This window comes from Novosphingobium chloroacetimidivorans (genome assembly GCF_014204535.1).
GTDB classification, from domain to species: Bacteria; Pseudomonadota; Alphaproteobacteria; order Sphingomonadales; family Sphingomonadaceae; genus Novosphingobium; species Novosphingobium chloroacetimidivorans.
In genome coordinates this window covers 97,494-115,636 of the sequence record NZ_JACHLR010000005.1, presented here as the reverse complement: position 1 = coordinate 115,636, position 18,143 = coordinate 97,494, and the positions used below count along the sequence as shown (strand labels likewise).

Sequence of the window (18,143 nt, the reverse complement as noted above, 5' to 3'; positions counted from 1 at the left end):
TAAACGATCAGCTAATCGCCTGGCAGTTCGAGCCTACCGCCTCAGCGCATTGTCATTGCCGATCAATGTGATCGCGATATCGAGTTAAAGAAACGGCGACCCCTGGGGTATCAGGAGGTCGCCGCTTAGTTGTCAGGACTCAGCAAGAGTCCCTCGGGTCGCACCGCAGCTATACACGGCCGGCACCGCCGGCGAATGGTTGTTCGTCGCGCGGTGCCGCACTTTTGTCGATGTTGCTGCAGACAGCAGCGAGTATTACGCTTTGCGCAATTCGTGATAATGCGGTTGCAAAATGTTAAGCGCGCTGCGATAGGCAAAGAAACGGCGGCGTCTCGGGGTACTGAGGGTCGCCGCCGCTGAGTTGTAAGAACTCTCACGAGTCCTTCGGGTCGCACCAGGGACCTTAATGCAGATCAAGCCGGAGTACTATCACATAAGTGAAGTGCGCCGGTACGCTGCCGTACAGAACTACTACGTCGGCGTAGCTCAATTGGTAGACCGCAAAGAATACGGCGGCACCTGCACAAGCAGAGCCGCCGCATGAAAGGTTCGAAGCCTCAACGTGAGCCTTCGGGTCGCGTCCGGACAGAACAGGCTCTGCTGCTACAAAGTTCCGGGCCGCCTCTAGCCACTGGACTCTTCCATGTCCGCTGTGCCGGAATGGGGCAGTGAGCCTCTAAGCATAGGAGACGAGCATGCGCGACATCGGCCTCAAGCTGCTCGCACTGCTGGTGTACCTCGCGCTCGATGCCTGGCTCACGTGGTCCGTGCTGACGGTGGGCAAGTCCTTCATTGATTGGCATTGGAACTACATCCATGCCACTCCGCTTGGCCGTGCCGGATGGCTGGCTCTGTGGCTCTACGAGGGCAGGAGTTCCGTACCGCTGGCCATCCGCTTCGCTGAACGTCGTCGTGCTCGGTTAGATGCCCAGCCGACCACCCCCGCTTAAGCAGCGGCCACGAGCCAAGGCTTGGGCCACCACACGCAAGAGCAGGCAAGCACGTGGCTATGGCAGAGCGCACGAGCTGACGCGGGAACAGGTGCTGCGCGAGGAACCGCTGTGCAGGCCATGCGCCAAGCAGGGCCGAGTGACGCAGGCAACGATCGCTGATCACATCAAGCCCAAGGCTGAAGGCGGCACTGACGACCGCGAGAACTATCAGGGCATCTGCCACCCCTGCCATGTGGCCAAGACTGCCGAGGAGTCGGCGCGAGCGGCGCGCCGGAACAGCCAGCGCTGATCATTCATCAAATCGGTGGGTAAAGCTGAACAGGGGGAGGCGGGTCGAAAGTGACAGCACCCCGCGCCCCGGGACCGCCGCCAGCCTCTTTTTTCACGCGCCCGATATAAACTTCTGGGCCGATATAGATTTCGGAGATCGTCATGGAGCGTGGCCGCAAGCCAAAGACGCCGACTGAAAAGGCGGCGGCTGGCACGCTCCGGCCGTTCCGCGATGCCGGCAAGACCGAGATCATCGTTCCTGGTGATCCGCCGATGCGCCCGGACTACCTCACAGCTGACGCGATCGACGTGTGGCAGGAGGTACTAGGCCGGGTGATGGCCGCAGGCGTGAGCGAGGTCGATAGCGCGCTGCTGGCGCGGTACTGCTCACTCGAGGCGCTGGTGCGCAAAGCCTTCAAGGCCGACGAAGAGCCGCCGCCAGCCGCATATCTGACAGTCCTGCGCCAGTACGAAGAGTTGCTGCGCATCGCCGGCCCGAAGAGCCGCGTAGGAAGCGGAGGTGCCGCCGATGCCGCGAAGTCCGGCAACCCGTTCAAGCGCAACGGACACGGGGCACGCTAAGGATTACGCCTCGATCGCGCTGCAGTACGCCAAGACTGCCGCAGCCGATCGCAAGCAGAACCGTCATTGCAAGTGGGTCCGCCTCGCTGCGCAGCGTCACCTCGATGATCTGAAGCGCGCCAAGGACAAAAGCTGGGGCTACTACTTCGATCCGTGGCACGCGAACGACGTTTGCGACTTCGCCGAGAAGCTGCCGCACGTCGAAGGCGTCTGGGACACGCCGACGATCACGCTCGAGCCCTTCCAGGTGTTCGTGCTGGCCATGGTGTTCGGCTGGCGTCGTCATGACACCGGCGGCCGGCGCTTTACCTCGGTCTACGAGGAGGTGGCGCGCAAGAACGCGAAGTCGACCAAGACGGCGCTGATCTCGCTCTACTGCCTCGCATGTGAGGACGAGCCCGGGCCTCAGGTGCTGACCGCGGCGACGACGTTCGACCAGGCCAAGAAGGTTTTCCACCCGGCCAAGCGCATGGTGGAGAAAATGCCGGCTCTACAGGAGGCTTTCGGGCTCATTCCGTGGGCCAAGTCGATCACCTGCGGCGACAACGGCGGCTATATGCAGCCGATGCACGCGAAGGCGAAGAGGCAGGACGGGCATAACCCGCACCTGGTGACGATGGACGAGCTGCACGCGCACTCCGATCGCGGCCTTTTCGACGTCATGAACTCGGCTTTTGGCGCTCGCCGCAACCCGCTGATGTGGATCATCACGACCGCTGGCTTCAATTTGCACGGCGTCTGCTACGAACAGCGTACAATGGCGACCAAGGTGCTGGAGGGCACCGTCACCGCCGAGCATATCTTCGCGATCATCTTCACGCTCGACCGCGCCGAGGACTACGGGGACGACCGTAAGGTCGGTGATGACCCATACGACGCCAGCAAGTGGATCAAGGCTAACCCGCTGATGGAGGCCTCCCGGCCGCTGCGCGACGAAGTCGCCAAGCGAGCGATTGAGGCGAAGGCCAGCCCGGCCGCCGAGGGCGAGTTCAAGACCAAGCACCTGAATATCTGGCTGGGCGCGGCTTCGGCCTGGCTGAACGTCACGCAGTGGCTGCTCTGCTCCGACGACACGCTGACCCTCGACGACTTCGTCGGGCTCGACTGCTACATCGGCGCCGACCTTTCGAACGTGGACGATCTCTCGGCAATTGTGCTCGCGGCTGAGACTCCGAGCGGGCAACTGCTGGTCAAGACTTGGTTCTATGTGCCGGAAGCGCGGCTCGCCAGCCAAGACAACTCGCTGAAACAGGTCACCGCGCTGTACAAGCAATGGGTCGCAGAGGGGGCGCTGATCGCGACCCCTGGCGATTTCATCGATCACCGTGTCATCGAGCAGCAGATCCGAGATCTGAAGGAGGCGCTGGCTGTTCGAAAGGCCACCTTCGACCAGTGGAACAGCGGCCTCGCGATGGCCTCGCGCCTGAACGAGGATCTCGACGACGGTACCGGCTTCGCGGTGCAGCTCGCCAAGAACGCCAAGAACGTGACCGACCCGGCCAAGGCGATCGAGGCTCGGGTCAAGGCCGGGCCTTCCCGGCTTCGCCACGACGGCAACCCCGTCATGAAATGGATGATCGGCAACGCGGTAGTCGATCGCCGTACGGACGGCAGCATCCTTCCTAAGAAGGAAACCGCGAACAGTCCGAACAAGATAGACGGGGTAGACGGCATGATCAACGCGACCGCCCCAATGATGGCGAGCAACGACAATGTAACCACGGAAGACTGGCTTGAGGCCCTTCGCGGATGAGCGCTTATAAGCTGTCGCGGGAGGCAGCGGCTGCGGAGCAGCGCAAGCAGATCACCCGTTACGAGGCGAAGGAGATCATTCCGGTCTCCGGCTTCACGGACATCGCGTTCAACAACCGCGATGACTTCAGCACCAATCGGGTCACGCTGGCGGACTTTACCGATCGCGGCATCGGCAATGCCGTAGGCCTAGCCGCCACCTGGGCGTGCGTGAACCTGCTGGCCGGCACGATCGCCTCGCTGCCGCTGATGGTTTACCGCACTGACAGTGCAGGGGTGCGTTTGGTAGCGCGCGACCATCCGCTCTACTACGTGCTGCACGATAGCCCGAACTATGATCAAACGGCGGTCGACTTCTGGGAGTTCAATTGCGCTGGCATCGAATTGCACGGCAACTCCTACGCTGAGATCGAGAAGCGTAGCGACGGTTCGATTTACTCACTGACGCCTATCCGCCCTGATGCCATGTGCACGCGCCGCCTTACCAACGGCGACATTGAATACAGCTGGAACGAAGACGGGAAGCAGCGCCGTGTGACGCAAGAGCGCATCCTGCATATCCGCGGCTTTGGCGGCAATCCTCTGGGCGGCGCCTCCACCTTGTCGGTTTGCCGCCAGATCTTCACCGGCGCGCTGAATGCCGAGCAGGCCGCAAATGGAATGTTCGCCAATGGGGCTAGGCCATCCGGTATCCTGTCGGCGCCGCAGGCTATGAAAAAGGAGCAGCGGCAGGAAGCTGAGCAGCTGCTCATCGACAAGTTCGTCGGTGCCATCAACGCCGGCCGGCCGATGCTGCTCGACAACGGGCTGACGTGGACGCAGCTGACGCTTTCGCCGGAAGATGCGCAGATGCTGGAGAGCCGGCGCTTTTCGGTGGAAGAGATCTGCCGCGTGTTCGGCGTCCCCCCGCACATGATCGGCCACACTGAAAATAGCACCAGCTGGGGTACGGGCCTTGAGCAGCAGACGCTCGGCTTCAACAAGTTCACCCTGCGCCGCCGGGTCAAGCGGATCGAGCAGGCGCTATCCAAGCAGCTGCTGACAAGCGCGGATCGCGTCGACGGCATCACGATCGAGTTCAACCTCGAAGGCTTGCTGCGCGGCGACAGCGCCGGGCGCGCGGCCTTCTACACGTCCATGACACAGATGGGCGCAATGACCATCAACGAGGTTCGCACCCTGGAGAACCTGCCGCCAGTGGCCGGTGGCGATGTGCCGCGCATGCAGATGCAGAACGTCCCGATCACTCAGGCCGGGCAGGAGGAAACTAATGGAACGGCTTGAGTGCAAGTTCGCGCCGGAGGGGCTCGATGCAAAAACTGGCGAGTTCGCTGGGTACGGCGCGATCTTCGGTAACGTCGACAGCCATGGTGACGTGATCGAGGCAGGAGCCTTTCAGGACTCCCTGCGGGAGTGGGCCGCCAGGGGCAGCCTCCCCGCCATGAAGATGATGCACGGCTCAGTCGCAAATCCCTTCACCGGCTCTGACTTGCCGATCGGCAAGTGGAAGGCGATGCGCGAGGACAGCAAGGGCCTTTATGTCGAGGGCAAGCTCTCCGGCATGGAAACCGACCGCGGGCGCTTCCACTACGCATTGATGGAAGATGGCGCGCTCTCGGGCCTCTCCATCGGCTTCAAGCCGCGCAAGCATGTGCGCGGCACCGGCAACATCAAGCGCCGGCTTCAGACCGTGGGTCTGGCGGAGGTCTCACTCGTTCCTGAGGGTTCGAACGAGCTGGCGCGCATCACAGACCTGAAAGCCAAGCTGATCGACGGCGAGCTGCCCGATCTACCCGAATTTGAGGACTTCCTGCGTGAGGCAGGGTTCTCGAAAAGCCAGCGCACCTTCATCGCGACGAAGGGCTTGGCGCCATTGCTCCGGGGTGAGCCCGGCAATGAACCCGAAGCCGACTTTTGGGCGGCACTTGGGGCGCAACTCCGCGCCTGATCTCACCCCAGACAGGGAACTACATCATGACGACTGAGACCAAGACGGCGCCCGAGCTGGCCGCCGAGGCAAAGGCGCTGTTCGACGCCAAGATCGACGAAGTGAAGGGCATCGCCACCGATCTGCAGGGCCGGATGGCCAAGGGCGAGGATCTGACCAAGTCCGCCAAGGAACTCGCCGACCAGGCAATCACCGGCATGAACGAAGCCAAGGCTCGTGTCGATGAGCTGGAGCAGAAGCTTGCCCGCCGAGGCAGCGATGACGGCGCCCTTGAGGTGAAGTCCTATGGTGCCCAGCTGGCGGAAAGCGAGCAGCTGAAGGGCTATATCGACCGCGGCGCGCAGGGCTCAATGCGGATCGAGTTGAAGGCGATCACCAGCGCCAGCGGTTCGGCTGGCGGCCTGATCGTCAGTCAGCGAGATCCCGGCATCACCGACATGCCCAAGCGCCCTGACGTAATCCTGCGCGATCTCGTCACGGTTGTTCCGACCACCTCGGCGAGCATCGACTTCGCCAAGCAGACGGTGCGCACCAACGCGGCTGCGCCGGTGGCTGAGGGCAACACCAAGCCGTACAGCAATTATGGCTGGTCGCGCGTGTCGACGCCGGTCCGCACGCTTGCGCACCTGGCGAAGCTCACCCGGCAGGCGATGGACGATGCACCTCAGCTGCAGGGTGAGATCGACTCGGAGATGCGCTATGGCCTCGCTTTGGCCGAGGACGCGCAGATCCTGCTCGGCGACGGTACCGGCGAGAACCTGCTGGGCATGATGCCGCAGGCGACCCCTTACGCACTGCCGACCGGCGCCACCACGCCTACCACCTCGATCGACAAGCTGCGCGCTGGTGTCCTGCAGGCCACTCTCGCGCTGTACTCGCCGACCGCGTTCGTTTTGAACCCGATCGACTGGTACAACATCGAGCTGACGAAGGACGCGGCCAACGGCTACATCTTCGCCAACCCGCTCCAGATGGCTGGGCCTATCCTTTGGGGTCGACCGGTCGCTGCCACAGTCTCAATGGCAGCCGGCTCCTGGCTGACCGGCGACTTCAAGCGAGCTGCGACGCTGTACGACCGCATGACCGTCGAGGTGTTGATCTCGTCGGAGAACGCCGACGACTTCGAAAAGAACCTCTTCACCATGCGCGCGGAAGAGCGCTTGGCCATGGCGGTGAAGCGCCCGGCTGCCCTGGTCAAGGGCACGTTCTAAGCCGGATAATCTGAGTGGGCGGCCTTCGCGCCGCCCACCACTTCTCGGGAGACGAGACATGAAGACCTACAAGGTTCTTGAGACGCACATCGGCGACGATCCCTACAACCCCTATGTGCCGGGCGACGAGAAGTACGGCACCCGCACCATGTCGGCCACCGTGGCAAAGGCACTACTGGACCTTGGCCTCCTGGGTGAGATCGAAGAGGAGGCGCCGGTAGAAGCTGCGGTGGACAACCCGGCGGAAAAACCAGCTGAAAAGCAGGTAGAGCAGCCGGCAGCCGAGCAGCCTGAGGCGGAAGCAGCCGAGCCTCCGGCACCCGTGACTTCGCGCAAGTCGGCTACGAAGGGCCACTAAATGGCTGTCGACTTGGCCTTGGCTAAGCAGCAATGTCGTGTTCTGCACGATCGCGAGGACGCGCTTATCGGCGTGTACCTCGCGGCTGCGACGGCTTGGGTTGAAGGGTATATCGGCAAGAGGCTTTCCGAGATCGTGGACGATGTCCCCGATCTTGATGCTGCTGTGCTGCTTCTGGTCGCGGACTTTTACGTAAATCGGGAAGCGGGCGCGGCTACTGCGGCTACCAACTCAGCCGTAGGGGCACTTTGCTTCCCGCATAGGTCTGTTCTCGTATGAGCGCCGGCAAGCGTGACGCCTTCATCACCTTCGAGGTGCGGCAAACTACCAAAGACCCGCTTTACGGCACCAACGTCGCGGGCGACTGGATCAAGCACTCGGACGCTTGGGCAGAGGTGCAGGACGTGCTGCCATCACGCTCCGAGAACCTGGCTGACGGCATCTCCATCCAGCGCCGCCCCGCGCGCGTGCGGATCGACTATCTGGATGGCCTGACCATCACCTCCGCCATGCGGCTCGACATCGATGGTCGCAAACTCCGCATCGTCGCTGGTCCCGCCGAGAAGGGCCACCGCAAAGAGTGGGAGATGATGGTGGAGGAGCTATCCACTTCGGGGGACGAGGCATGAGCCGCAACTCTCCGCTCAAGGGCTTGCGCGATCTCGACAAGGTGCTCGCCACTTTGCCGAAGAACCTCCAGCGCAATGCCTACAGCGCGGGCTTGCGCGCCGCTGCCGACCCGCCGCTGAAAGAGGCGAGGCTGTTAGCATCCGGTTGGTCGCCCAAGGTTGCCAAGGCGATCACGAAGGGCAGTCCGCGGCACAATCAGGACGGCACATTCTCCATCCGCGTCTACGTGGATGAGCGTAAGCCTGATGGTTTCCTTGGCTTCTTCGCCGAATACGGCGTGAAGCCGCACCTGATCGCGCGGACTGGCCCGGGCGAGGGCAAGGTGGCGATCCAGAAAGCGGCAGAGGGTAGCGGCAAGGTGACGCTGCGGCCCATGAAGATCGGCGACCGCTTCGTCTCGGGCATCATTCACCATCCAGGCCACGCTGCTCACCCGTTCCTGCGTACGGCATTCGACAAGACGGTCGACGACGCGGTGAAGGCCTTTGCGGATCGCGTGCGCGGGTTTGTTGAGCAGAAGACCGGCTATGCCGCACCCGTCGGCGAGGCAGCCTGATGGACGGCGTGGCGGCACTCAAGGCCGTGCTGACCGCTGACGCTGTGCTCGTCACCTTGGTGCCAGCAGACAACATCCACGCTGGCCCGCTACCGCTCAACTTCAGCCTGCCGGCGATCTCGCTGGCGACCATCTCCATCGTCGACCGAAACATCCCGGCGCCCGGCGCAACGCGACATGTTCGCGAGCGCGTCCAGGCCACGATCTACGCCCGGAACTACCCGCAACAGAAGCTGATCACCCGCGCCGCGCGCCGCGCCGCTGCCGACAAGATCAACCCGGAGGTGCCGGGCATCAGCGCGGTGACAATCCACACTGAAGGCGCCGGCCCGGACTTCATGGCCGAAGATGCCTCGATCTGGATGGGCACGCAGGACTTCATCACGACCTACACGGAGACCCGGTGACATGATCGATACCATTGCCCAGCGCCGCACCACCCTGAACGGCAAGCCGATCGCCAAGGGCGACAAGGTGCCCATGCCTTTGCAGCAGTTCCAGGATCTGGAGCCGACTGGCCTGTTCGAGCGCGCACCTGCCGAGAAGAAGACCACTGTGGCTGCGGCAAAGCCGGCTAAGGTCCGCTCGAAAGCGCCAACCAAGGCGGCGTTGCCCGCACCTGCGCAGATCGCGGCTGCCTCCGACACCAAGTCGGGCGATAGCGCCGACTGACGAGATTGCCGCTCCCGGCAATGACCTAGCCCTGCATCCGGCAGGGCCCATCCTCACGGAGAACACTGATGACGGTCTTTACCTCGGCCGGGACGACGCTTGCCCTCTCGGCTGCCGCACCCGCCAACTACAACGAAGCAGGCTATGAAGCCCTGACCTTCACCGCGATTGGCGAGATCAGCGACCTCGGCGACATTCCGAGCCGCGTTTACGACATCGTCACATGGCGCAACATCGCCAACCGCGGCGACAGCAAGGCCAAGGGCGGCTACACGCTAGGCACGCAGACCATCACCGTGGGCATCGACCCGGATGACGCGGGCCAGGCGTTGGTCGACGTCGCGACCAAGTCGGACGGCACCTACTCGGTCAAGATCTCGAACCCGAACTTGGGCGACATCTATGGCCGCGCGCTCGTGATGGGCGGCACCCGCAACTACGGCGACGCGAACACCATCGCCACCCGCCAGATCACGCTAGAGTACACGATCGTCAGCCAGACCGAAGACGGCCTGGTGATCGACGCTCCCGACTGAACTTCGCGTCGCCCGTGAGCTTAGCTCGGCCGCGCCGAGCCTCCCACGTCCCGTCGGTGTCACGGAGCCGGCGGGGCACCCTTCCGTGAAAGGCTAATCCAGAATGCCCCTCAACATCACCAGTAAGCGCGTGTCGGATGTTTGCGATCTGCCCGTCAAGGATGCCGATGGTACCCCGATGACGGACGACAACGGCAATGCCGTCACTGCCACCGTTTTCGGCCCCGGCACCAAGATCTGGACGGTCGCCGACGCGACCCGCCGCCGCAAGGCGATCAAGCGCTCGCGTGAGGCGAACGGCAAGTTCGAGGCTGCGCTGAACAACGAGGACGAGGACAGCATCGACTTCCTCTGCGCCATCACGAAGCGCTTCAACAATCTTGAGTTTGACGGCGTGCACGGCGACCAGGAAACGGTGCGTGCCGTCTATAGCGATCCGCTTCTCGGCTTCATCCGCGACCACATGGAGGCGGACACGAAGAACTGGGAAAATTTTATGAAGGCCTCGCAAGCGAACTCGAACTCTGGGTCCGACAACTCGCCTGGCTGAACACCGCGCCGCGCGTCGAGCATACCGGTAAGGGCAAGCCGCCCGAGCCGGTGAGCCGGCGCGACGAGATGAGGGCGCAGAAGCGCGAGCCGGTCCTTCCGGCGAACTCGGCTTCTCACCTTACTGACTGGTTCTTCGAGATCGGCCCAACGTCCGCAGAGGGGCCGATCAGCTGGCAGGAAATCGCGGCATGGTCGCTGATGACCAGCATCGACCTAGACCCGTGGGAGGCGAGCCTTATGCGTCGCCTCTCTGTGGCTTACATGAACCAGCGTGAAGAAGCGCGAAAGCCGAGCTGCCCGGAGCCGCGCCTTCAGGTGGACACGGAAGCTGCGCGCAACAGAGTCGAGGCGCAGTTCTCGGGCATGATGAGCGCGATCAAGGCAGGGCTGGCCAAGGATGAGCGTGCGGGATAGGGTTGGCTCCATGAAGTGGCTGCCGACCCTTGCGCTGCTCGTTCTCGCCGGTTGCGGGCAGTCCGCGGGTGAGCGGGCCGAAGCTCAGTATGCGATCGTTGCTCGGAACGAGCCGGGCTATGCCGCGCGATGTGAAGCAGCGAGCCGTGTTAGAGAGGCGTGGCTCAAAGAAGGTGACGAGTCGAAGTATCAGGCGTGGAAAACAACTGAATACGTAGACTGCAGTAGGGCCGATCGCAGCGCTACTAACTGAACTGCGGCCAGCGTTCGCGAACGAACTGGTAGCCGTCGAGCGGCAATAACTCACATTATCTACTGTAGCTAGAGCGGTTCTTACGAGCCGTCTTTCGCGTGGGAGGCTCACATGGCAGGCATCCAAGCCGGCAACGCTGGGCGGCTGAGCATCGAAATCGTTGCCGAGGTGGCGCGCCTTCAAGCCGACATGGACAAGGTTCGCCGCTTGGTGAAGGATGCCTCGGGCGACATCGCCAAGAGTGCGCGCCACGCCAACGACAACCTTGCCGGCATGAGCGGCGGTCTCAACAAGGCTTCCGGGTCTGCTCGCGGCTTCTCGCTTCAGATGAGCCAGGTCGGTCAACAGGTCATGGCAGGAACCAGCCTAATCCAGGCTCTTGCCATGCAGTTGCCAGACGTCGCTGCTGGGATGAACGCGGGCACCGCTGGCGGGAGCAAATTTGCAGCGTTCCTTGGGGGTCCGTGGGGCATCGCGCTCACCTCTGCGATTGGCCTTGCTGCGACCTTCGCGGTTAAGCTGTTTGACACAGATGACGCTGCTAAGAAGGCTGAGAAGGGGCAGCGCTCGTTCGTGGATGTGCTGAGCGACAGCAAGTCGTCTTGGGAGCAGGTCACGAAAGCAGCGCGAGATTATGCTGACCAGCAAAAGAACAATCGCCAGATTACATTCGATATGATCCGGGAAGAGGCAGCTGTTGCTGCGTCCAACCTTCGGACTGCGATCAGTACGCGGCAAAAGCTTGCTGCGGAACTGGAATATTTTCAGTCGGTCGCCACCCGTGGTGCTCAGTCCGAAGCTGGCGAAGCAGCGCGGTCGAGTGCGATGCGTACGGCAGAGTCGTTGCGGGAGCAGATCGCCAAGAATGCGGCAGGCATGAGGGATCTGACCGATGCGGCAAATGAGGCTTCCATCAAAGTGGCGACCGCCATCGCCGAGATGAACGTCGATCCTGCGGCAAAGACCCGGGCTGGCTATGATCAGCTCGAGAAGCAAGCGAAAGACCGTTACAAGAGTGTCGGCCAACTCACTGCCCGCCTGACAGAACTCGGCAAAGGCGAAGAGGCCGCGCTGGAACGTGCGAGCCAAGCCAACCGCAAGCACGCCGACGAGACGATCAAGCTTGCTAAGGTAACGGGCGCGGAGATAGCGAAAGCGCTCGGCGCGCCAATCACCAGCGGCTTCCGCACGAAGGATGTGAACGACGCCGTCAAGGGCGCGAAGAACAGCTACCACCTGACCGGGCAAGCGATCGACATCCCACTGAGCGTCGGCGGCCGTCCGTTCACCAAGGCCGGCATTCGCGCGGCGCTGGCGCCATTGGGTGTGCAGATCAAGGAATTGCTCGGCCCAGGGGACAAGGGCCACGGCGATCACTTCCATATTGCCTTCGGCGTCAAGCGGCTTGCGCCCGACCAGGTGGCGAAGCTGGAGACCGATGCTGCGGAGGCGGCGACTAAGGCCGCCGAAAAGGCTAAGGACGAACTAGAGCGCTTCCGCACCGACATTCTCGCCACCTCCTACGAGATGGAAAGCGCGCTCGCCAAGGCATTGCTGCCGGGCTTCCTCGCGGCCGAGCAGCGGGTGTGGGACGAGTTCATCGCTACGGTCGAGAAGTCGGCTAACGCAGGCGTCGAGGGTGCGACAGACGCGCAGCAGGCGTGGGCCTATTGGAACGACGAGCTGCGCGACACCGTCGATCTTTTGGATGACATCGGCACCAGCGGGCGCGGCCTTGGCGACATCGCAGCAACCCTTGCTGGTCTGACCAGCGGTGACTGGAGCGGCTCGCGAGGACCGCTCGGCAGCCTCATGCGCACGCTTGGCAATGTTCAATGGCGCGACCCGAGTGATGCGAATGGTCTCGGCCAAATTCGGGTACTGCGGGACGAGATCGTCGGCGCCCTCGACAAGGTGTTCGGCGGCAAGGGCTCGTTCGCCAAGATGATGACCAACGTGCTGCAGAATGCCGGCACCGGTATGGCAGCAGCCAGCTTGGTGTTTGGTAAGCAGACTGGCGCACAGAAGGCGGGCTCTGCCGTTGGTGGTGCCATCGGCGGCGGCCTCGGCAAAATGGCAGGCGATGCGATTGGCAAGGCCGTAGGCGGTTCGCTCGGGAAGGCGTTGGGCGGCATGGCAGGGCCGCTCGGCTCGATGCTCGGTGGCGTGCTGGGCAGTGTAGTCGGCGGCTTGTTCAAGAAGGTGAAGTGGGGTCGCGTCGATCTCACCTCCGCCGGCGTTTCAGCTACCAGCGGCAATAGCGGATCCTCTGAGAAGGCGGCGCTGCAGACAGGCAACAGCATCTTCAACGGTTTGAAGGATCTCGCCACCCAGCTCGGCGGCGTGCTCGGCGATTTCGGTAGCATCAGTGTCGGTGTGCGTCATGGCGACTACCGCGTGAACACTGGCGGTACCTCGCTGAAGAAGAAGAAGGGCGCGGTCGACTTCGACGACGATGCTGAGGCAGCGGCGGCGTACGCCATGAAGGAGGCCATCGAGCGCGGCGCAATCACCGGCATCCGCAACTCGACGAACAACCTGCTCAAGGCCGGCGACGATCTCCAGGCTCAGTTGCAGAAGGCGATGAGCTTTGAGGGCGTTTTCTCCGAATTGAAGGGCATCACCGATCCGGTCGGGGCCGCTCTCGATGAGGTAAACAAGCAGTTCGACCAGCTGCGCGTCGTGTTCAAGGAGGCCGGCGCTACGGCGGAAGAGTACGCGCAGCTCGAGCAGCTGCTGTCGATCCGACGCCAGGAAGCGCTCGATAAGGAAAAGGACGCGCTAGACGACATCCGCTCGCGCATCGCCGAGGCACAGGGCGACGACGCCACGGTCAAGCTGATCGCGCGCACGAAGGAGTTGAAGGACGCGTTGAACGACAACGTGCGCGCCGAACTCCAGCGCCTCTACGCCGTCGAGGACGCTACAGAAGCACAGCAGAAGCTCACCGACGCGCAGGCCGAGGCTGCAGCCAAGGCTGACCAGCTGCGGGACGCGTGGGCGTCGATCGGCGCGGACCTTATGGACGAGGTGAACCGTATTCGCGGCCTCACCGGGACCGATGGCGCGAACAGCTTCGCGGCGCTGCAGGGCCAGTTCAACGCTGCCGTTGGCGCGGCGCGCGGCGGCGACCAGGCTGCTGCGGGCAAGCTCGCTAATCTCAGCCAGTCGCTGATCGAGGCGGCGCAGAACGCGGCCAGGAGTCAGCAGGAACTCGATCGCGTGAAGACCGAGACGGCCGCGGCACTTGAAGGCGTGGCGCGCCTTGCGGGCGCTCCCGCAACTCAGGTCACCGGGCTGCCGAGCGGTGGCGCTCAGTCGGAAGCGACGGCTGCAGAGATGCGCGAAACGCGGGAGGAATTGGCGGCCATGCTTCAACAGCTGCTTGTTGCTCTTGCTGCCATCGCGGGGAACACCGCTGCGTCCACGACTATCTTGCGCAATGTGACCCCGGCCGGCGACGCGATCTCGGTGGCGCAAGCTGCATGAGGGTTGTTCTTGACGACGGCTCCAGCATAGACCTGGGGGAGACCGACGCCGCTCCGACCATCGGCATTTCGGACTTCAGCCGGCGCGAGACTAACGACTTCGGCGTGACCACCGTAGTGCCGCGCGGGTTTGCCCGGCGCATGTCAGTCAAGCTGATCGTGCCGTTTGATCAGGTCGATGCTCTGCAGCGGCAACTGGCCGATCTTCGTGCCACACCGGTCCGCTGGGTCGCTGACGATCGCTACAGCTGGCTCGACTTCCGGGGGTTCTACAAGGACTTCGCGATCGACTTGAACGTGCCGCCGATCAGCTACTGCACGCTGACGGTGGAAGGGCTCGCGGCGACAGAAGACTTCGTCGACCCGGGTACCGACCCGGCGCCGGGCGACGAACCTTCCAAGCTCATGGTGGTGCAGCCGGTGGTCCTCGGCACGGACAACCTGCTCGCCAGCAACGTGCCTGAGAACGACTATCCCGAGTGGTCGGCAGGCACGAACTACTCGGTTGGCGCGCGGGTCATCAAGGCTGCTACCCACCGGATCTACGAGAGCGGCGCGGCCAGCAACGTCGGCAACGATCCGGCAGGCGCTTCGGGCAAGTGGACGGACATCGGCCCGACGAACCGCTGGGCCATGTTCGACCAGGCGCTCGGATCGGAAACGTCGAGCGCTGCGGCGATCAGCGTTACCATCGGCGTCGGCGTCGTTGATGCGCTGGTGCTCCTGAACGTGACCGCTACGACCGTGCGCGTTCAGACGCAGGGCTTCGACCGTACTGCCGCGCCGAACGCCAGCGGCACCGTCAGCTTCCTTGATCTGCCCGCTACTTCTGCAGCCATCTCGGTCACCATCGCTGGCTCGGGCACGAAGTCGATCGGCACGTTGCTGGTCGGTAAGCTCGTTGGCCTCGGCCATACAGAGTCGTCGCCCTCTGCCAGCATCAGCGACTTCAGCCGAAAGGAGACGGACGACTTCGGCGAGGTAACCGTAGTCGAGCGGGCTTGGGCGAAGCGCATGTCGGTCAAGGCGGTGCTGCGGACGGACGCAATTGATCTGGTCGCCAACCGCATTGCTGCGGTGCGCGGCCGGCCGGCGCTGTGGATCGGCGCCGACGGCATCGAGGCGCTGACAATCTACGGGTTCTTCAGCGACTTCTCGATCGCCGTTGACACGATGATCAGCCGCTTGTCGTTGACGGTCGAAGGGCTGAGCACTGCGGGCAAGGTCGAGCCTTTCACGGCGAGCGCGGCATGGCCCGACGTGACAGATCCGCTCGGGACCAAGCCTGACAACAACGCGGACGTGACCGGCGAGAACACGTCGAAGGACACTATGGCTGTCGGCGGCGTGCCGGCACTGGAAGTGACCGGAGGCCTGCAAGCGGTCGAGCAGACAATCGACGACATTGATGAACTGACACAGGGACTGCTTGCCAAGATCGGCGTCATCCCTGAGGGCGCCACCGTCGTTGAACTGATCAATGACATCGAAGCCAGCGACATCGGTGGCAACCTGATCTCGAGCAGCGACTTCGCGAACGGCACGTCGGGGTTCGCCCTGATCACGTCCACCCCGCAGTTCTTCAATTGGGGCATCGACAACGCCGATGACATCGCGTTCCCAGGCGCCCACTACATGGGCTTGCTGGGCCTCCGGGCAAACGGCGATGACGACGCGGCGGTCGTAAGCCAATGGGTGGCTGTGCTGCCGGGGCAATGGGCACAAGCATCGGCGGATCTTGCATCTCGTGAATGCACGGCAGCTATCCGGATCCAGTGGGGCGACGCTGCTGGCAACTATCTGAGCAACGGCCCGGCCACGCCCGCAGTTAAAGGGCCGAACGGCAGCAACAATCTCGACGGCTTCGAGCGCCGCTGGTGCAAAGGCCAAGCACCCGCTGACGCCCGCTTTATGCGGCTGGTGCTGGAGAAGGGCCCATACCTCGCGAACCAGGCGGGCAATCTCTCCTGGGCTTTCATGCTTCGCCCGATGCTGGCGCTCGCCACCGAGGGTCAGACCGCGCCGACGAACTACAAGCCTTCTGGCGGCGGCGCAGGCCTTAGCGATGCTCGCGCGCGCATCGAAGAAGTGCGCCTTGCCGCGGCATCGGACACCAACGCCGTTGTCACCCGTACCGAGACCCTCGAAGCAAGCTACGGCTCGACCGCGCCGGGCAACCTCATTCCATCATCCGACTTCGCCAACGGCAAAGCCGGGTTTGATCTAATCACCAGCACGCCGGCCTCGTTCTCTTGGGGTGTGAACAATGCAGGGTTCACCGTTGCCGGCGAGCGCTATTTCGGGCTGCTGTGCCTAGAGCCCAATGGGGACCGCGCTGCCGATATTGTCAGTGGCTGGATGGCTGTTCGGCCCGGGCAATGGGTGCAAGGATCAGCCGATCTAGCGGCGCGGGAGTGCTTCAACAACATCCGGCTACAGTGGGGTGGCGGGGATGGCAGCTTCCTTTCGGAAGGCCCTTCAAGCGAGATCGTAGGCGCGCCGTTTACCGGCTGGGAGAACCTCGACGGCTGGAAGCGGGTCTGGTGTAAAGGCCTTGCTCCGTCCGGCGCGCGCTTCGTCAGGCTGGTGCTGCACAAGGGTCAGTACCTCGCCAACCAGAACAACTTCCTGTCCTGGCTCTTTGCGATGCGCCCCATGGTGGCGATCACACCTGCGGAGCCGAATGCGCCAGCGCCATACACACCGCGTGGCGGCGGCGCCGGACTTACGGCCGCCCAGGCCCAACTGACGGAAACGGCCCAGCTTGCGGCGGCGAATGGCCAAGCGGTGGGGCAGCTGCAGCAGATCCTGCAGGTCACTGCGGGCGGGCAGAGCGCGCGCCTCAACGATATATCGCAGGTGGCAACGGACGCTTTCGACCGTGTGAGTGGCGCTCGTTGGTCGAAGGAGGCAGTAGCAGGCAACGGGCGTGCGCAGCTCACCGTCTACGCTTTCGACAACAACGGCAACCTGATGTCGGGCGTCGACATCATCGGCGACCTGACGATCAGCGGCAACCTGATTGTCTCGGGCTCAATCATCACCGGCAAGCTCCAACAGAACGCGGTGACGGCCACCAGCGCCATGACGCAGGCAGGCAATCTCGGCGCGGCGTTCCAGTTGACGCATCAGCCGCGCAACTCTGAGTCCACCTTGCAGATCACGGTGTCAGGCGTGGTCGATGTGCCGGCCGGTTCCGCAATCAGGGCGTTGGGCGACCTCTACATCGGCGGCGTGCTGGTGAACGCAGGTGTCCGCTTGGGCAAGAACAACCAGTCGAACACCTACAGCCTCACCCGCTTGTGGGGCGGCTCGAATGGGCCGGTGGCCGTCAGGCTCGAGACCTCACAGGACGGCAGCAGCCCTGACGGGCCGGGCTACGTCGATTGCACCATCGTCATCACGGAGTTGAAGCGGTGACCGAATACTACGTGGTCTATGACATCGAGACGGGTGCCGAAGGGCACCGAGCGCAAGGGCCGGAAGGCGCCGCGATGGTGCAGACGCTGCCTGAGGGCAAGGCGGCGATGATCATCCCGTTCGCTGCCTTCTACACCAGCCCTCTCGATCTCGACATTATCAAGGTCTCCTACGCTGCCTCGATCGACGCCGACGCCGACAAGGTGCGCTCCATGTTCATCACGAACACGCCAGGGCAGATGGCCACTTATCTACAGAAGGAAGCTGAGGCACGCCGCGTGCTTGCAGGCGACACCAGCGATACGGTGTTCCTGAGCGCCGAGGCTGCAGCAATAGGGGTTAGCGTTGCCGATCTCGCAGCCGAGGTGGTGGCGCAAGCCGATCAGTGGCGCCCGCTCGGTGCTGCGATCGAGGCCGCACGGCGCAAGGCCAAGGTCGCAGTCGCGAATGCCACGAACCTCGCTGAACTCGCCGCCGCGGCAAAGATCGACTGGCAGGAAGTTGTAGCACCAGGGTCGGCTGAAACCGCCTCTGCCTAAATCGAGGGC

General features: G+C 63.3%; 19 protein-coding genes. All 19 read left to right on the top strand.

Features of this window, described 5'->3' with window-relative positions; all coding sequences use genetic code 11:
- Window positions 1–695: 695 nt before the first annotated feature.
- Window positions 696–950: a hypothetical protein gene (locus HNO88_RS07800; RefSeq protein WP_184243800.1), complete on the top strand. Its 255-nt coding sequence runs from the start codon at window positions 696–698 to the stop codon at window positions 948–950.
- On the top strand, window positions 925–1,242 hold the full coding sequence (locus tag HNO88_RS07795; RefSeq protein WP_184243798.1) for an HNH endonuclease: 318 nt from the start codon (window positions 925–927) through the stop codon (window positions 1,240–1,242). Before HNO88_RS07800 ends, HNO88_RS07795 begins: the two co-directional genes overlap by 26 nt.
- Window positions 1,243–1,385: 143 nt before the next feature.
- Entirely contained in the window at window positions 1,386–1,805 is a 420-nt protein-coding gene (locus HNO88_RS07790) for a hypothetical protein (RefSeq protein ID WP_184243796.1), read from the top strand.
- On the top strand, window positions 1,753–3,558 hold the full coding sequence (locus tag HNO88_RS07785) for a terminase large subunit (protein WP_184243794.1): 1,806 nt from the start codon (window positions 1,753–1,755) through the stop codon (window positions 3,556–3,558). The genes HNO88_RS07790 and HNO88_RS07785 overlap by 53 nt, the downstream gene beginning before the upstream one ends.
- Window positions 3,555–4,841, top strand: a complete 1,287-nt coding sequence (locus HNO88_RS07780; protein WP_184243792.1) for a phage portal protein — start codon at window positions 3,555–3,557, stop codon at window positions 4,839–4,841. The genes HNO88_RS07785 and HNO88_RS07780 overlap by 4 nt, the downstream gene beginning before the upstream one ends.
- Window positions 4,828–5,505 (top strand): HK97 family phage prohead protease, encoded by a 678-nt coding sequence (locus HNO88_RS07775; protein ID WP_184243790.1) that lies wholly within the window; start codon window positions 4,828–4,830, stop codon window positions 5,503–5,505. Before HNO88_RS07780 ends, HNO88_RS07775 begins: the two co-directional genes overlap by 14 nt.
- 26 nt (window positions 5,506–5,531) lie before the next feature.
- Window positions 5,532–6,716, top strand: a complete 1,185-nt coding sequence (locus HNO88_RS07770) for a phage major capsid protein (RefSeq protein ID WP_184243788.1) — start codon at window positions 5,532–5,534, stop codon at window positions 6,714–6,716.
- Between the two features lie 58 nt (window positions 6,717–6,774).
- Window positions 6,775–7,074, top strand: coding sequence for a hypothetical protein (locus tag HNO88_RS07765; RefSeq protein ID WP_184243786.1), 300 nt, complete (start codon window positions 6,775–6,777; stop codon window positions 7,072–7,074).
- Complete coding sequence (locus HNO88_RS07760) at window positions 7,075–7,353, top strand: head-tail connector protein (protein ID WP_184243784.1); 279 nt, start codon at window positions 7,075–7,077, stop codon at window positions 7,351–7,353.
- Window positions 7,350–7,703: a head-tail adaptor protein gene (locus tag HNO88_RS07755; protein WP_184243783.1), complete on the top strand. Its 354-nt coding sequence runs from the start codon at window positions 7,350–7,352 to the stop codon at window positions 7,701–7,703. Before HNO88_RS07760 ends, HNO88_RS07755 begins: the two co-directional genes overlap by 4 nt.
- On the top strand, window positions 7,700–8,260 hold the full coding sequence (locus HNO88_RS07750; RefSeq protein ID WP_184243781.1) for an HK97 gp10 family phage protein: 561 nt from the start codon (window positions 7,700–7,702) through the stop codon (window positions 8,258–8,260). The genes HNO88_RS07755 and HNO88_RS07750 overlap by 4 nt, the downstream gene beginning before the upstream one ends.
- On the top strand, window positions 8,260–8,667 hold the full coding sequence (locus HNO88_RS07745) for a hypothetical protein (protein ID WP_184243779.1): 408 nt from the start codon (window positions 8,260–8,262) through the stop codon (window positions 8,665–8,667). Before HNO88_RS07750 ends, HNO88_RS07745 begins: the two co-directional genes overlap by 1 nt.
- 1 nt (window position 8,668) lies before the next feature.
- Complete coding sequence (locus HNO88_RS07740) at window positions 8,669–8,932, top strand: hypothetical protein (protein ID WP_184243777.1); 264 nt, start codon at window positions 8,669–8,671, stop codon at window positions 8,930–8,932.
- Between the two features lie 68 nt (window positions 8,933–9,000).
- The gene (locus tag HNO88_RS07735) at window positions 9,001–9,468 is read left to right on the top strand and encodes a hypothetical protein (RefSeq protein ID WP_184243775.1); all 468 of its coding nucleotides are present in this window, start codon (window positions 9,001–9,003) and stop codon (window positions 9,466–9,468) included.
- 103 nt (window positions 9,469–9,571) lie between these two features.
- The gene (locus HNO88_RS07730) at window positions 9,572–10,018 is read left to right on the top strand and encodes a hypothetical protein (protein WP_184243773.1); all 447 of its coding nucleotides are present in this window, start codon (window positions 9,572–9,574) and stop codon (window positions 10,016–10,018) included.
- A gap of 68 nt (window positions 10,019–10,086) precedes the next feature.
- On the top strand, window positions 10,087–10,434 hold the full coding sequence (locus tag HNO88_RS07725; protein ID WP_184243771.1) for a phage tail assembly chaperone: 348 nt from the start codon (window positions 10,087–10,089) through the stop codon (window positions 10,432–10,434).
- 364 nt (window positions 10,435–10,798) lie between these two features.
- Window positions 10,799–14,176, top strand: coding sequence for a D-Ala-D-Ala carboxypeptidase family metallohydrolase (locus HNO88_RS07720; protein ID WP_184243769.1), 3,378 nt, complete (start codon window positions 10,799–10,801; stop codon window positions 14,174–14,176).
- A complete protein-coding gene (locus HNO88_RS07715) occupies window positions 14,173–17,595 on the top strand; it encodes a hypothetical protein (RefSeq protein ID WP_184243768.1) in 3,423 nt (1,140 codons plus the stop codon). The genes HNO88_RS07720 and HNO88_RS07715 overlap by 4 nt, the downstream gene beginning before the upstream one ends.
- Window positions 17,592–18,134 carry a hypothetical protein gene (locus tag HNO88_RS07710; protein WP_184243766.1) on the top strand — a complete coding sequence of 181 codons (543 nt, stop codon included), beginning with the start codon at window positions 17,592–17,594 and terminating at the stop codon, window positions 18,132–18,134. Before HNO88_RS07715 ends, HNO88_RS07710 begins: the two co-directional genes overlap by 4 nt.
- The last annotated feature ends 9 nt before the right edge of the window (window positions 18,135–18,143 follow it).

Bases quoted from the DNA above. Each gene is read 5' to 3' on its own strand.
- HNO88_RS07770 (WP_184243788.1), top strand. From the start codon at position 5,532: ATGACGACTGAGACCAAGACGGCGCCCGAGCTGGCCGCCGAGGCAAAG.
- HNO88_RS07775 (WP_184243790.1), top strand. From the start codon at position 4,828: ATGGAACGGCTTGAGTGCAAGTTCGCGCCGGAGGGGCTCGATGCAAAA.
- HNO88_RS07795 (WP_184243798.1), top strand. From the start codon at position 925: ATGCCCAGCCGACCACCCCCGCTTAAGCAGCGGCCACGAGCCAAGGCT.
- HNO88_RS07760 (WP_184243784.1), top strand. From the start codon at position 7,075: ATGGCTGTCGACTTGGCCTTGGCTAAGCAGCAATGTCGTGTTCTGCAC.
- HNO88_RS07740 (WP_184243777.1), top strand. From the start codon at position 8,669: ATGATCGATACCATTGCCCAGCGCCGCACCACCCTGAACGGCAAGCCG.
- HNO88_RS07725 (WP_184243771.1), top strand. From the start codon at position 10,087: ATGAGGGCGCAGAAGCGCGAGCCGGTCCTTCCGGCGAACTCGGCTTCT.
- HNO88_RS07755 (WP_184243783.1), top strand. From the start codon at position 7,350: ATGAGCGCCGGCAAGCGTGACGCCTTCATCACCTTCGAGGTGCGGCAA.
- HNO88_RS07765 (WP_184243786.1), top strand. From the start codon at position 6,775: ATGAAGACCTACAAGGTTCTTGAGACGCACATCGGCGACGATCCCTAC.
- HNO88_RS07720 (WP_184243769.1), top strand. From the start codon at position 10,799: ATGGCAGGCATCCAAGCCGGCAACGCTGGGCGGCTGAGCATCGAAATC.
- HNO88_RS07735 (WP_184243775.1), top strand. From the start codon at position 9,001: ATGACGGTCTTTACCTCGGCCGGGACGACGCTTGCCCTCTCGGCTGCC.
- HNO88_RS07750 (WP_184243781.1), top strand. From the start codon at position 7,700: ATGAGCCGCAACTCTCCGCTCAAGGGCTTGCGCGATCTCGACAAGGTG.
- HNO88_RS07785 (WP_184243794.1), top strand. From the start codon at position 1,753: ATGCCGCGAAGTCCGGCAACCCGTTCAAGCGCAACGGACACGGGGCAC.
- HNO88_RS07730 (WP_184243773.1), top strand. From the start codon at position 9,572: ATGCCCCTCAACATCACCAGTAAGCGCGTGTCGGATGTTTGCGATCTG.
- HNO88_RS07715 (WP_184243768.1), top strand. From the start codon at position 14,173: ATGAGGGTTGTTCTTGACGACGGCTCCAGCATAGACCTGGGGGAGACC.
- HNO88_RS07780 (WP_184243792.1), top strand. From the start codon at position 3,555: ATGAGCGCTTATAAGCTGTCGCGGGAGGCAGCGGCTGCGGAGCAGCGC.
- HNO88_RS07800 (WP_184243800.1), top strand. From the start codon at position 696: ATGCGCGACATCGGCCTCAAGCTGCTCGCACTGCTGGTGTACCTCGCG.
- HNO88_RS07745 (WP_184243779.1), top strand. From the start codon at position 8,260: ATGGACGGCGTGGCGGCACTCAAGGCCGTGCTGACCGCTGACGCTGTG.
- HNO88_RS07790 (WP_184243796.1), top strand. From the start codon at position 1,386: ATGGAGCGTGGCCGCAAGCCAAAGACGCCGACTGAAAAGGCGGCGGCT.